This window comes from Gemmatimonadota bacterium, assembly GCA_039715185.1.
GTDB lineage: Bacteria > Gemmatimonadota > Gemmatimonadetes > Longimicrobiales > RSA9 > DATHRK01.
In genome coordinates, this window is record JBDLIA010000085.1 from 1 (window position 1) to 13854 (window position 13854).

The following is a 13854-nucleotide window of genomic DNA, read 5'->3' on the forward strand; positions in this document are numbered from 1 at the left end:
ACGGTACACTAGCAGGTCGCTGAAAAAGGGGAGTGCGGCCGCGAGCAGGGGGCTTGCGGGCGTCCAGGGCAGGAACGACGAGGAGGCATAGCCTAAGCTATGGCGACGAGGAGAGACGAACGCTGGATCCCGCAACCCCCCTGCTCCCTTCGGGTTGGGGCGGCACGGGGCCGTCTGACGTCGTTAGCTCTCCTCCCCGATACGCAGCGGTATCGCGTCGTCGCGCTGCCTTGCAGCCGACCCCGTGGCGCTCCCAACGCGGCTCGCTACCCTTCTTCAGCGACCTGCTAGTGGACCGTTACGGTCCACTGGGCGCTCAGCTCCGTCCCAGAAGCCGGCGCAGCATGCCGCGCAGTCCGCCCGGGTTTGCCGGCGGCGCGGGGGGCAGCTCCCAGTCCAGTCCGAGAATGACGCTCGCGTCCAGGGCGAGCTCCGGGTCGGCCTCGTCGCGCACCTCGGCTATCCCCAGCGCGTCGGCGACGGCGCGGGCGGCGCCCGGCGGGCCGCCTCGATCGACCACCACCGATCGATCGTAGTCGAACCGTTCGGCGTTTCCATAGAACACCACGTCGTGGCCAAGCTCGCGCAACCGACCCGTGGCGTCCCGCGCGATTCCCTCCATGCCGGCGCCGTTCAGCACCTCGACGCGCGCGCTACCGTCGAACTGAGCCGGGTCCGTCAGAGGCGCCGCCTCGGTGCCGGCGCTCGCGGAGCGCGGGTGGGCGTCGGCCGGGTCCACGGTGGAATCCGCCGCGGGCGTCTCCGGCTGGGGCACCGCATCTTTCTCGGGCCCCGCTGGGGCCTCCCGCATGCCCGCCGCGAACGCCGCGAGCAGAGCCAGCGCGGCCAGCCCGCTCACCGCGGTCAACGCCCGGTCCGTTCCCTTGCTCACCGCTCCTCCTCCTCCACCAAGGCGTTCCAGAACCCCAGCGTCTCCCCTCGAACCGCCGAACCGGCGTCGATCAAGTACCTGATGCGCGCCCCTACCACGTGCGGGAGCACCGCCGCCGAGTCGGCGGGCATGCGCGCTCTGAGCTCGGCCCTCCAGGATGGCGCGAAGGTCCGCCCCGGGTCCAGGAAGTCCGCCACGTAAAGCATGCGTCCCGTCCCGGCGAGGCCGGCCACCCCGATCGTGTGGTAGGCGACGGCCTGGAGCAACTCCTGGTCGGCCACGCCCTCGGCGCGCAGCCGGCTCGCCGCGGCGGGTCCGTGCAGCAGCGCCGGCGGCAGGCCGCGGAGGCCGGGGTCCACCTCGGCCGCGAGGCGGCCCGGGTCGGCCTCGCGTAGCGCATCGTGCAACCACGCGGCCGCCCGCCAACGCGCTCGGGTTGCTCCGTCCAGGCGCAACTCCTCCGCCCATTCGTCCAGCAGGATGGCGACGCGTCGCATGTGGTCGATGCGCGCCTCGCTCGCCTCCGCCCAGGCCGGGAGGACCCCCTCGGCCGCGGCGCCGACCAGCGGATGCGGGGCCGGCGCCGCCCCGGCCGAATCGGGCGCCGACGCGCTCAATCGAACCCCCTCCGCACGTACGGCTCCAGCACGGCCCGGTTCCTGATGCGTGCCCTGGCGATGTAGTTCCAGCCCTTCAGCTCCACGCCGGACCCGACCTGCGCATCGACGAGCCTGCACCCCGGACCAATCACGGACTCCGAGCCGATGCTCGTGTCCCCTTCCAGCACCACCGCCGGGTAGATCACCGTGTCCACGCCGATGGTCACGTCCACGTCCACCACCACGGTCGCCGGCGCCAAAAAGGTCGCGCCGCGCTCGGTCAGCAGCTCCACGAGGCGCGCCCGGATCAGCGCCGCGGCGCGGACCAACGACGGCCGATCCCGCACGATGAAGCCGGGCACGGGCGCCGTCGAAGCGACGTCGTCGAGGCCGTCTCCGAGCTTCTCGAGATCCGGCTCCCCGGCCTCGGCCGCGCGCTCTACGCCGAACCAGGCCGCGATCGTTTCGCCGGCGGCGGACCGGATCCTCCGGTCGAGCGGGCCAGCGACCAGCTCGCGCAGCGCCGGCCCGAGCCCCGCCGCCGCGGCATCGACCACCAGCACCCGCGTGACCTCCGCTCCCAGTTCGGCGACCAACTCGGTCCAGGCCGCGGCGGGGTCCGGATCCGCCCGGCACACGCGAGCGGGGAGTTCCCCCGCGATGGTCGCCCCCACGTTCTGGTCGCTGAGAAGCGTGACCGAGTCTGCGGGCTCTTCGGCGTCGAAAAGCGAGCGCAGGACGTGCCACGACAGACACCGTCCGCCCACCGGGTGGAGATAGGTCGGCACACGGGACCCCAGCTCGTCCTCGCCCGGCCCACGCAGCGCCAACGCGATCCCGGCCCAGCCGCTCACGAGGCCCTCACAGCTCCACGTTGTCGATCAGGCGCGTCGCGCCGGCGAACGCCGCGACCGCCAGCACGCACCCGGGCGCCGCGACCGCGGCGCGCTCCAGCGTGTCGGGGTGCACGAGCTCCACGTACTGCGCCTCCATGTTCGCGCGGGACTCGATCTCTTCGCGCACGATGCGCTCGAGCCGCGCGCCACCCGTCTCTCCGCCGGAGAAGGCGTCGCGCGCGGCGAAAAGCCCCGCGGAGAGAGAGCGCGCCGAGGCCCTCTCTGCGGGCGCCAGCAGCGCGTTGCGCGAGCTCAGGGCCAGCCCATCGGCCTCGCGCACGATGGGCGCCAGATCGACGCGCACCTCCATGTCCAGGTCTCGCGCCATCCAGCGGACGAGCACGGCCTGCTGATAGTCCTTGCGCCCGAACACCGCGACGTCCGGACGGACGATCTGGAACAGCTTGGCGACCAACGTGAGCACGCCCCGGAAATGCCCGGGGCGAGTTGCGCCGCACAGCCGGTCGGCGAGCGGACCCGGCGCCACGGTCACGAGCGGCGGGCCGCCCGGGTACATCTCCGCGGAGGCGGGCGCGAACACCGCGTCCACGCCACGCTCCCGAGCGATTTCCACATCCCGATCGAGGTCGCGCGGGTAGCGGTCCAGGTCCTCGTCGGGTCCGAACTGCAGCGGATTCACGAAGATCGACAGCACCACGCGGGCGGCCACCTCGCGCGCGTGATCCACGAGCGACAGGTGGCCCTCGTGCAGAGAGCCCATGGTGGGCACCAGGGCTAGGGAGGCCCCCTCGGCGCGCTCCTCTTCCACGAGCGCGCGCACGCCGGCGATGGTGTCGGCGATCCTCAATCGAAGCTGTGCTGGTCTTCCGGATACTCCCCGGAGCGCACCGCCTGCGCGTAGGCGGTGACCGCCGCCCGGGCGGCCTCCCCGAGGCGCCCGAAGCGGCGCAGGAACTTGGGCTCGAAGCCCTCGTTGAGCCCGAGCATGTCGTGCAGGACGAGAACCTGTCCGTCCACGTCGGGGCCGGCGCCGATGCCTATCGTGGGTATCTCCAGCGCGCGCGTCACCTCTCCGGCGAGGGCGCGCGGCAGCAGCTCCAGCACGACGGAGAAGCAACCCGCATCCTCGAGAGCGGCGGCCTCGGCGCGGATGCGAGCCGCGTCTTCCTCGCCCCTGCCCTGCACTCGATACCCGCCCAGCGCGTGCACCGACTGCGGCGTGAGGCCGAGGTGCCCCATCACCGGAATGCCGGCCTCGACGAGCGCGCGGATGTGTTCGACGACGGCTACGCCACCGCCCTCCAGCTTCACCGCCTGCGCACCGGTCTCCTGCATGACGCGACCCGCGTTTCTGATGGTGTCCGCCGGCGACACCTGGAAGGTCAGGAAGGGCATGTCCACGACGAGCAGAGCCCTGCTCACTCCGCGCCGTACCGCGGACGCGTGGTGGATCATCGCGTCGAGCGTGACGGGGATGGTGGAATCGAACCCGCACACGACCTGGCCCAGGGAGTCGCCCACCAGAATCACGTCCACGTCGGACTCGTCCAGCAGCCGACCGAACAGCGCGTCGTAGGCCGTCAGGCACACTATCGCCCGCCCCTCCTCCTTCATCCGCAGGAGGGTGCGAACGGTCACCTGGGGCGGCGACTCGGGGGGTGTGCTACTCATCCGTCTCCCGGGCTCGGGGGTTGGGCGACCCTATCCAGGGCCGACCGGAGTTCCGCGACCATGCTCGCCGCCGCCGGGATGCCGCCGTCGGCGAGGGTTTCCAGCAGCGCGCTGCCCACGACCACGCCGTCCGCGACGCGGCCCACGGCTCTGGCTTGCGCGGGCGTGGATATACCGAACCCCACCGCGACGGGCACGTCGGCCCTCGCCTTCAGGGACGCGACCGCGCTCTCGACCTCCGGCGGCAGATCCGCGCGCGCTCCGGTCACGCCGGTGCGCGATACGTAGTACAGGAACCCCTGCGCGCGCCGGGCTATCGCGGCGGCGCGCTCGGAAGGTGTGGTCGGGGCCACGAGTCGCACCAGGTCCAGCGCCGACGCCTCGAACTCGGCCTCGAGAACCGGGTCGGCGCCCAGCGGCAGGTCCGTCAGCAGCAACCCGGCCGCGCCGGCGGCGCTCGCGTCCCGCACGAACGCGCCCGGGCCGTAGCCCAGAAGCGGGTTCAGGTAGGTGAACAGCACCACCGGGCAATCGCCCTCGGCGGCGTACTCCGAGAGGGTCTCCAGAGCGGACTCCACGCCCGCGCCGGAGGCCAGCGCCTGCTGGGAGGTGCGCTGGATCGTCGGCCCATCCGCGAGCGGGTCGCTGAAAGGAATCCCCAGCTCGATCACGTCGGCGCCGGCTTCCTCCAGCGCCCGCATGAGCGGCAGCGTGGCGCCCGGGTCCGGGTAGCCGGCGGTGATGTAGGGGATCAGCGCGGCGCGTTGTTCGGCCCGCGCGCGCGCGAAGCGCCCACCGATGGCCGCGCGCGCAGCGCGGGTCCGGCGCGCGGACCGCTCCACGCCCGGCTTAGAGGAAGTACTCACCGACATCGATCCCGTACTTGTCGGGGTCGCTGGTCTTGACGATGGAACGCTTCGGGGTGCCCGTGGCGGGATCCAGCTCCGTCAGGTCCACGACCGGCGGGGTCGCATAGGCCACTCCGGCCGCATCGAATACCAGCTTGATGATCGGGCGATGGAGGGCCTGCGGATCCGTCGCGGCCTCGGTCACGATCCCCAGGTCTCCGGTGTCCAGGATGACGAGCGTTCCGACCGGGTACACGCCCATCGCGTTGATCAGCACCTTCACCAGGAGCGGGTCGTAGCCCCGCGTGGGGTTGTCACGCATCTCGCGCAGCACCTTGTCGGGCGGCCAGGGCACCGACTGGTAGCTGCGCTTGGAGGTGGCGGCGTCGAAGCCGTCGCACACCGCCACGATGCGGCTGAACAGCGCCGGCGCGCGCGGGCGCCGCGACCTGGGATAGCCGGTCAGGTCGTTCTTCATGTGGTGCTCGTAGGCCATCAGCATGGGGCGCAGCGGCAACTCGCCGAATCCCTGCATGTCGAAAAGGCTGAGCAGGCCCTCGGTGGGATGCTCCTGCATCTGGTGCCACTCGTCCTCGGTCAGGCCGCTCGTCTTCTTGGTGAGCTCGGCGTCGATGCGCATCTTGCCGATGTCGTGGAACAGCGCACCGAACCCCAGCTCGTAGAGTTGCCGCCTCTCCAGGCCCACCTTCTGGCCCATCACCACCGACAGGATGCACACGTTGACCGAGTGGGTGAACGTGTACTCGTCGTAGTCCCGCAGCGTGGTCATGCCCATGATCGAGGTCTCGTTCGCGATGACCTGATCCACGACCGCCTGCACGGCCCTCTTCACACGGCGCACCTTGACTGCGCGCCCCAGGCGCACGTCGGTCAGCACGTCCTGGGCGACCTGCACGCACTGGAAGTACGTGCGCTTGGCTTCCTCGCGTGCCTCGTCCTCCGGCCCATCGGTCTGGCTGTCGGACCGCACGACCACGCCGATCCCATGAACGGGAGCCGCGTCCAGGCGTTGGCGAAACGCCAGGTAGGGATCGTCCTCGTCTTCGGGCTCACGCATGAGCGCGGACAGGAACGCGCCCCACTCGGACCTGGTGACCGATGCCGCCACGTCGAATCCGCCCAGGTCGTGCCGCGGCAGCGCGGCCAGCAGGTACGAGATGGCCGCGATGCTGCCCATGTCCAAGCGCAACCGAGCCTCGTTCAGGAAGACGAAGTCACGCGTGACCCTCACCTCGAGGCCGCGCTCGCTGGCGAGCAGGGTGGTGGCCGCGCGCACCACGTCGTCGATCCCGTTCTGAACGGTGGCGTTTTCGAACGGGTACAGCCGCAGCCCCTGGCACGCCGTGTGGATCGCCGACACGAAGTGACGCCCCTCCTGCTGCAGGCGCTCCTCCGCCGCCTGGTCGCGGTCGGCCTGAGGCTCGCTCATGCCCCGCCCCTGCCCAGCGCGCGTGCTATGGCGTTCCGTACCACCGGGTCGTCGTCCTCCTGCGCGCTCTCCAGCGCTGACCGCGCCGCGGGCGCGCCGATCCTGCCCAGGCCGCGCGCGGCGCAGGCCCTGATGTCCGAGGAGCTCTTGCGACCGAGCATGCCTCGTCCGTTCAGCAGGCGGTCGAGCAAGGGCACCGCCTCGCCACCCGCCAGGTCGGCGTAGGTCTCGAACAGGGCCAGCTTCTCGGTAAGATCCAAGTCCGCCATGGACTTGTCCTCGAGCCTGGCCCGCACGTCCCCCGTAGCCGGCACGTAGCGCAGCGAGCCCAGGCCGCGCGCGGCCGCGACCCGAACGTCGCGGTCGTCGTCGCTCAGCGCGCGCCGCAGCGCCTCAATGCCCTCGCTCGAGGAAAGCGAACCGAGCGCGGTCGTCGCCGCCACCCGCACCGAGGCCTCGGGGTGATCGTTGAGCTGGGCGAGCCGCGACGCCGCCTGGCGCAGGCGCAACTCGCCCACCAGCCGCGCCGCTCCCGCCAGAACGCCCGCTTCGGGAGACTGCAGCAGGTCCATGACCTTTTCGGGGCTTTCCGCCGCAGCGCGAGCCATCGCCTCGGTGAGCTGCTCACGCAGCTCCTGCCTCGTGGCGGATTCCGACAAGGAGACCAGCGCCGGCAGCGCCGTGGGCCTCAGGTGCCCCAGCACGAGCGCGAGCTCCGCGGGTTCGGCCAGGATGGAGCCGTCCTCCAGCGCGGTGACGAGCTGGGCCACGCCCTCGGGGTCGCTCATGCGCTCGAAAATCCCCTCGGCCGTGGCCCTTTCAGCGGGGCCCAACAGGGCCGGTTCGGCCAGGACATCAGACAGCTCCTTGAGCAGCCCGGCGACGTGGCCTAGGTCTCCCCTGGCCAGGAGCAGCGGCACGAACTCCTGCAGGATGCCCAGAATTTCCGCCTGCCGGACCGGCTTGCGCCGCTCCTCCAACCGATCGAACAGGGCCGCCAGCACGGCCGCCGTGACGTCCCTCGTCCACTCGTGGTCGACCTGTTCCTTCAGCGTGTCCAACTCCGCCGCCGACAGGAAGTAGAGCGTCTCGGTGAACGTGCTCGGGTCGATCAGGCCGTCGGGACGCTCCGGTGGCGGCTCGGCCTGCTCGACGGCCTCATCCGTCCTGATCTCTTCGACCGGCACCTCTTCGGGCCCGCCACCGCTCGCCTCCGGCAGCGTTACGCCGTCGGAGAGCAGGTCCCGGTAAGCGTACTGGAGGTGGGTGAATTCCTTCTGCCACAAGAGCGTGATGACGTCGTCGCCCTCGCGGTCCACGGACCGCGCGTGGCGGATCAGCTCGAGGAAGTCCTCGATTTCGCCCTCGAAGCCGGGCTGCATGGTGAGGGAGTAGACGCCGTCGCGGAAAAACACGAACGACAGGCTGTCCCTCCCCTCCCCTGTCGGGAACGAGTGGGGGCCCCAGCGTAGGCTGTCGTTCTCCACGAAGAACTGGATCTCCGGCTCGTCCACGAAGTACCGCGCGAGCGCCTCCGACAACCCGTCGACGGTGCGCCGGTAGGCCGGGTTGTTGGGTTCGTAGAGCTGACGGGATTTGGCCGCCCTGGTCAGGAGCGTAACGAGCTCCCCTACCTGCTTGGCCGACCCGTCCTCGGCCCAGTTCCGTTCGTCGCTCTTGGTTTCGTCGATCATGTGCGGCCTACCGAGCCCGGCGCGCAGCGGCCACCTGCGGCATGTCCTTGTCACCGCGGCCCGACAAACACAAGACCACGGGCCCGGCGCCCCGCCACCGTTCTCCCTCGCGCAACACCCAGGCCACCGCGTGCGCCGACTCCAGCGCGCATATGATGCCCTCTGCGCGAGCCAGCGTCTCGAGTCCGCTGAGCGCCTCCGCGTCGGAGACGCTGTCGTAAGTCGCGCGCCCGGATTCCATCAGGTGAGCATGCTCGGGTCCCACACCAGGATAGTCCAATCCAGCCGAAATCGAGTGGGCCTCCAGGACCTGGCCGCCCCCGTCCTGCAGAAGATAGCTGAGGGAGCCGTGCAGCACCCCGGGGCTGCCGGCGGAAAGGGTCGCGGCGTGCTTGCCTTCGAGCCCTTCACCGGCCGCCTCGACGCCCACCAGCTCTACCGGCTCCTCGAGGAACGGATGGAAGATGCCCATCGCGTTGGAGCCTCCGCCCACGCACGCGACGATGGCGGCGGGCGGGCGCCCGAGCTGCTCGCGGGTTTCCCTGCCGATCACGGATTGCAGGTCCCGAACGATCCGCGGATACGGGGCCGGGCCCACCACCGAGCCGATGATGTAGTGGGTGTCCCGTACGTTCGTGACCCAGTCCCGGATCGCCTCGTTGGTGGCGTCCTTGAGCGTCCGGCTGCCGCTTTCCACGGGGCGCACCTCCGCCCCGAGCAGCTCCATGCGCTGCACGTTGAGCGCCTGGCGACGCATGTCCTCGACACCCATGTACACGACGCAGTCGAGCCCGAACAGGGCGCACACGGTGGCCGTGGCCACGCCGTGCTGACCCGCCCCGGTCTCGGCGATGATGCGACGCTTGCCCATGCGGCGCGCGAGCAGCGCCTGCCCTAGCGTGTTGTTGATCTTGTGCGCGCCCGTGTGGTTGAGGTCCTCGCGCTTGAGCCACAGCTCGATGCCGCCGGCGGCGTTCCCCAGCCGCTCGGCCCGGTACAGCGGCGTCGGCCGGCCCACGTAGGTCGCGGACAGGCCGTCGACCTCGGCCGTGAACGACGGGTCCGCGACGGCCGCGGCGTACGCCTCTTCGAGTTCCTCGAGCGCGGGGATGAGGGTCTCCGGCACGTAGCGCCCGCCGAACGCCCCGAAGCGACCTCGCTCGCCTTCAAGCGCCTCGCTGGAACGCGCCTCGGCGCTCACCGCGACCCCCCGTCCGAGGCGGGAGCCGCGCGCGCTCCGGAGGCCGCGGCGGCCGCGGCAATGAAGCGCTCCACCAGGACCGGATCCTTGCGACCCACCGCGAGCTCCACCCCGGAGCTCACGTCTACCACGTCGGGCCGCAGCGTCCGGATGGCCTGACCCACGTTGGCCGGCGCGAGCCCTCCGGCCGCGATGAGCAGCGCACCGGCGCCTCCGGGGGGCCACTCCCCAGCGGCGGCGGCCCAGTCGAAACGAGCCCCGGTTCCGCCGGGTGCCCGCGCGGAGAATCCGTCGAGCAGGATGCCCTGAGCCGCCTCGCTCCAGCGCTCCACGGCGCCCCGGACGTCTCCCGCGGCGCGCGGCGTCACCGCCTTCCACACCTCCAGGCCGTGCGCGGCCAGGTCGACGGCGGTGGCGACGGTTTCGGAGCCGTGGAGCTGGACGACGTCAAGTTCGAGCGCCGCGGCGAGGCGCAGCACGTGGTCGGCATCTGCGTCCACGAACACCCCCACCCGGCGACCTGCCTCGGCCCCGGCGAACACGTCGGCGGCGCGCGCGTCGTCCACCGAGCGCCGATACCCGGGCGTCAGCACCGTGCCCAGGTAGTGGGCCCCGGCCGCCGCCGCCACCGCGGCGTCTTGCGGGCGCATGAGCCCGCACACCTTCACCCGCACGAGGGCGCTCACGCGGCCCCGACTGCGGGCTCGTCCGCGCGCCTCCGACGCGGCCTCCCGACCAGGCCGCGCAGCGCCTCGTCGGGGTCCTCCGAGCGCATGAGCAGGCTACCGACGAGCACCGCGTGTACGCCCGCCTCGCCCAGGCGATCGACGTCGTCCGGGCCCGCAACGCCGCTCTCGCCCACCAGGGTTACGGACTCGGGCACGCGAGCGGCCAGCTCCACCACCCGCGCCAGGTCGGTACGGAAGGTGGCCAGGTCGCGGCTGTTCACGCCGATCAGCGCGGCGCCGGCGCCGAGGGCCCGCGCCAACTCGCCTTCGTCATGGACCTCGACCAGGGCGTCCACCTGCGCGTCCCGGGCGGCGTCGAGGAGCTCGCGCAGCCGGCCGTCGTCCAGAGCGCGCGCGATCAGCAGTACGGCATCCGCTCCTGCCGCGCGGGCCTCCACGATCTGGACCGGGTCCAGCGTGAAGTCCTTGCGCAGGATCGGCAGGTCGCACGCCGCGCGGGCGGCGCGCAGGTCCGCGATGGTGCCGCCGAAGTAACGCTCGTCTGTGAGGACGCTGAGCGCAGCCGCGCCGGCGGTCTCGTACCGGCAGCAGCGCTCCGCGGCATCCGAGTCGCGCGCCATCCAACCCTCGGACGGCGACCTGCGCTTGTGCTCGGCGATCACACCCACTCGGTCCGGCGCCCTCAAAGCCGCGGCGAAGCCCCTGGCCGGGCCGGAGGCCGCCGCGGCGACCTCCAACTCCGCCCGCCGCGAACGCAGGCGCGCCACTTCGCCAGCCTTGCTCTGCAGGATGTCACGCAACACGTCCATGAACCTTGCGCTTCGGTGTATCTTCGGTTACCGTGGTCTTCGGGCAATCTTCGGCCACGCGCGCGGGCAACAGCTCGCGCATACCCTCACGCCGGTGACGCCATGGCACTGACGAAGAGACAGAAGGAAATTCTCGACTTCTTGAGGGATTTCCTGACCGAGCGCGGCTATTCGCCCAGCTTCGAAGAGATCGCCGAGCAGTTCGGCTACTCCTCGCTGGCCACCGTCCACGAGCACCTCGAAAACTTGCGTGCCAAGGGATACATCCGAAAGGGGTACAACGAGAGCCGATCCGTTGAGCTCGTGCCCGAACAGCGGGACGATCTGGCGGTGTCCCTACCCCTACTCGGCAAGGTCGCAGCGGGTGCCCCCATCGAAGCCATCCGCACGGAGGATCCGGTGGATGTGCCGGCTACCATGCTGCGCCGCGGCGGGGAGAACTACGTGCTACGGGTCGAAGGGGACTCCATGATCGACGAACAGATCCGGGAGGGCGACCTGATCGTGGTCAATTCGCGCCGAACCGCGAACAACGGTGAGATGGTCGTCGCGCTCGTCGAGGGTGAAAACGCGACCGTGAAGAAGTTCTACCGTGAGGGCACCGGGAAGGTGCGCCTGCAGCCCGCCAACCAGACCATGGCGCCGATGTTCTATCCGGAGCAGTCGGTGCGGGTGCAGGGAATCGTCGTCGGCCTCATCCGGAGCTACTGATGCCAGCGCACAAGCCCTTCATCGTGGGACGCCGCAAGGGAGCCTCGGTTTCGGTATGGCTGTCCAGGTCCGGCGTTTCTCCGCCTGCCACGGAGGCGTTCCCCTGGCGGATCGCGGCGGTGGTCCAGGGGCCGACCCTGTCCGCGCGGCGAACTCAGGCCTCGGCCGATGCCCCCCGGAGTCTATCCAGGGCCTCCGCTCCCGTCGCGTCGAGCAGAGCTTGCATGGCGCTCTCCACGGCCGCGCCGAGCGTGGGAGCCTGTCCGGCCACGTAGATAGCCGCTCCGGCGTTCAGGGCCACCGCCGCGTTCTGCGTGGGGGTGCCCTTCCCTTGCAGCACGCGCGCCACCGTACGGGCATTCTCGCGGGGCTCGCCGCCGCCCAGTTCGGTCGGATCCAACGACTCCCAGCCGAAGTCCACGGGCTCCACCGCGTAGGCCCGCACGCCCTCGGGGTCCACCTCCCGAACCTCGGTCCTCCCCAGAGGGCTGAGCTCGTCCAGGCCCGGGGCGCCGTGCACCACCAGCGCGCGCTCGTGCTCCAACTGGTGAAGCCCCCCGGCGACGAGGTCGAGCAGCGCCGGATCGGACACGCCCACTACCTGCCGTCGAACTCCAGCCGGATTGGTGAGCGGTCCGAGCAGGTTCATGATCGTGAACATCCCCAACTCGCGCCTGATCGGACCGACATGGCGCATGGCCGGGTGCATGAGCGGCGCGAACATGAAGACGATGCCGGCGCGCTCGAGTACGCGAGCCATCGCCTCCGGGGACATGTCGATGCGCACGCCCAGTTCCTCGAGCACGTCCGCGCTGCCGCACCTGGACGTGAAGGATCGGTTGCCGTGCTTCGCCACCGGCACGCCCGCGCCGGCGGCCACGAGCGCCGCCGCGGTGGAGATGTTGAACGTGGTCAGGGCGCCGCCCCCGGTCCCCGCCGTGTCCACCAGGCCGCTCGGATCCGGAATGGGCAGCCGCACCATGGCGCGCCTGAGCGCGCGCACGCCACCGGCAACTTCGGCCGGTGCCTCGCCTTTGGCGCGCAGAGCCACCAGCAGGCCCGCGGTGAGCGAGGGCGTAGCTTCTCCCCGCATGACCACCGCGAAGGCCGCCTCCGCTTCGGCGGCGCTCAGGTCCCGTCCGGCGGTCACGCTCGCCACGAGTTCGGCCAGATTCGCCTGGCTCGGCCTTGTCTCGCCGGGGGCGTTCACCGGTCCGTCCGGGCGCGCCCGTCACAGTGAACCGTCGCGCCGACCGGTCCGAGATGGAGCAGCCGGGGATCGAGCCCCGCGGCGGCCCACGCCGACCGCGTGCGCACGGGTGGCTCCAACGGATCCTCGTCGGTGAGGCGGAACGTCCCCCAGTGGATCCCCAGACACGCGCCGACGCCGCCCAGGTCGAGGTAGGCCTGCACGGCCTCTTCGGGGTTCATGTGGGCCGCGGCCATGAACCAGCGCGGCTCGTACGCGCCCACCGGGAGCGCCGCCAGGTCGAGCGGGCCCAGAGCTCGCCCGATCTCACCGAAGCCGGCGAAGTACCCGGAGTCACCTCCGTAATAGACCGCGCGACCCGCCGGGGTGGTGAACGCCCACGACGCCCACAGGCGGTGCTCCCGCCCGAAAGCCTGGCGCTGGGACCAGTGCCGGGAGGGCAGCGCGTGAGCCCGAACGACTCCCGAGTCGAGTCGCACCGAAGCCGACCGCCACCAGCCCAGCTCCACCACTCCGCGCACGCCACGCGCCCGAAACCAGCTCCGATACCCGGGAGGAGTCAGCCACACCAGGCCGGCGCCGTGACGCTCGTGGAGCGCGTCCACCGTGCGCCCGTCCAGGTGGTCGTAATGGCCATGCGAGATCACCACCACGTCGATCGGGGGCAGTGCCTCCAGCGCCACCGGGGGAGAGGTGAAGCGACGGGGTCCGGCCCACGCGATGGGCGAAGCCCGCTCGCTCCACACCGGGTCCGCCAGGATGTTGAGGCCGCCTACCTGGAACAGCACAGACGCGTGCCCCATCCAGGACGCCGTGATGTCGGTCTCCGGGGCGCGCGGAAGCGGGTAGGACGGTGCCTCCCTCGGCAGCGAATCCCGCGCGGGGTCCGGCGCGAGCCGCTGCGTCATGCGATCGAGCCGCCAACGGATCAAGGCGCCCCGACGCGCGCGCGCGATTCGACGTCCGCTCCCCTCGGGCGGCGGCGTGCGCGTGGGGCCACCCACGGTGGGCGTGGGCTGGGCCTTCGCATCCCGCGGTCGCTCGATGAGTCGGTCCGCATCCGCGCCGGGAACGGTAGCCTGTCGGGGTGCCTGCATCGCGTCGTGAGGGCGTGGCGAACGATCTCTAGTGTGCCGGCGCGGAAGTCCCGTGTGCACCGAGGCGCGTGATGCGCCCGCGGGGCAAGGCGGAACGACGCGCCGTAGCCGTCGCTACGGCAAGGA

The 13854-nt window shown here is 71.3% G+C and carries 14 protein-coding genes; 1 reads left to right on the forward strand and 13 read right to left on the reverse strand.

Features of this window, described 5'->3' with window-relative positions; all coding sequences use genetic code 11:
* Positions 1–316: 316 nt before the first annotated feature.
* From ABFS34_13185 to trpC, 11 genes are read right to left on the reverse strand one after another with little or no spacing between them, the layout of a single operon-like run.
* Complete coding sequence (locus tag ABFS34_13185; protein ID MEN8376394.1) at positions 317–892, reverse strand: LytR C-terminal domain-containing protein; 576 nt, start codon at positions 890–892, stop codon at positions 317–319.
* On the reverse strand, positions 889–1509 hold the full coding sequence (locus tag ABFS34_13190; GenBank protein MEN8376395.1) for an HD domain-containing protein: 621 nt from the start codon (positions 1507–1509) through the stop codon (positions 889–891). Before ABFS34_13190 ends, ABFS34_13185 begins: the two co-directional genes overlap by 4 nt.
* Complete coding sequence (locus tag ABFS34_13195; GenBank protein MEN8376396.1) at positions 1506–2345, reverse strand: hypothetical protein; 840 nt, start codon at positions 2343–2345, stop codon at positions 1506–1508. The genes ABFS34_13190 and ABFS34_13195 overlap by 4 nt, the downstream gene beginning before the upstream one ends.
* A 7-nt stretch (positions 2346–2352) precedes the next feature.
* Positions 2353–3195 (reverse strand): pantoate--beta-alanine ligase, encoded by an 843-nt coding sequence (gene panC / locus ABFS34_13200; protein ID MEN8376397.1) that lies wholly within the window; start codon positions 3193–3195, stop codon positions 2353–2355.
* Complete coding sequence (gene panB / locus ABFS34_13205; protein ID MEN8376398.1) at positions 3192–4019, reverse strand: 3-methyl-2-oxobutanoate hydroxymethyltransferase; 828 nt, start codon at positions 4017–4019, stop codon at positions 3192–3194. The genes panC and panB overlap by 4 nt, the downstream gene beginning before the upstream one ends.
* Positions 4016–4885, reverse strand: a complete 870-nt coding sequence (gene trpA, locus ABFS34_13210; protein MEN8376399.1) for a tryptophan synthase subunit alpha — start codon at positions 4883–4885, stop codon at positions 4016–4018. Before trpA ends, panB begins: the two co-directional genes overlap by 4 nt.
* The gene (locus ABFS34_13215; protein MEN8376400.1) at positions 4869–6317 is read right to left on the reverse strand and encodes an HD domain-containing phosphohydrolase; all 1449 of its coding nucleotides are present in this window, start codon (positions 6315–6317) and stop codon (positions 4869–4871) included. The genes trpA and ABFS34_13215 overlap by 17 nt, the downstream gene beginning before the upstream one ends.
* Positions 6314–8011, reverse strand: coding sequence for a HEAT repeat domain-containing protein (locus ABFS34_13220; protein MEN8376401.1), 1698 nt, complete (start codon positions 8009–8011; stop codon positions 6314–6316). Before ABFS34_13220 ends, ABFS34_13215 begins: the two co-directional genes overlap by 4 nt.
* Positions 8012–8018: 7 nt before the next feature.
* Positions 8019–9212 carry a tryptophan synthase subunit beta gene (gene trpB / locus ABFS34_13225; protein MEN8376402.1) on the reverse strand — a complete coding sequence of 398 codons (1194 nt, stop codon included), beginning with the start codon at positions 9210–9212 and terminating at the stop codon, positions 8019–8021.
* Entirely contained in the window at positions 9209–9898 is a 690-nt protein-coding gene (locus ABFS34_13230) for a phosphoribosylanthranilate isomerase (protein MEN8376403.1), read from the reverse strand. Before ABFS34_13230 ends, trpB begins: the two co-directional genes overlap by 4 nt.
* Positions 9895–10710, reverse strand: coding sequence for an indole-3-glycerol phosphate synthase TrpC (trpC, locus tag ABFS34_13235; GenBank protein ID MEN8376404.1), 816 nt, complete (start codon positions 10708–10710; stop codon positions 9895–9897). Before trpC ends, ABFS34_13230 begins: the two co-directional genes overlap by 4 nt.
* 102 nt (positions 10711–10812) lie before the next feature.
* Here trpC and lexA point away from each other — a divergent pair, with 102 nt between their 5' ends.
* Positions 10813–11421 (forward strand): transcriptional repressor LexA, encoded by a 609-nt coding sequence (gene lexA / locus ABFS34_13240; protein MEN8376405.1) that lies wholly within the window; start codon positions 10813–10815, stop codon positions 11419–11421.
* 154 nt (positions 11422–11575) lie between these two features.
* On the opposite strand, the gene trpD is transcribed toward lexA, so the two are convergent.
* Entirely contained in the window at positions 11576–12631 is a 1056-nt protein-coding gene (gene trpD / locus ABFS34_13245; protein ID MEN8376406.1) for an anthranilate phosphoribosyltransferase, read from the reverse strand.
* Positions 12628–13539: an MBL fold metallo-hydrolase gene (locus ABFS34_13250; protein ID MEN8376407.1), complete on the reverse strand. Its 912-nt coding sequence runs from the start codon at positions 13537–13539 to the stop codon at positions 12628–12630. Before ABFS34_13250 ends, trpD begins: the two co-directional genes overlap by 4 nt.
* Between the last annotated feature and the right edge of the window lie 315 nt (positions 13540–13854).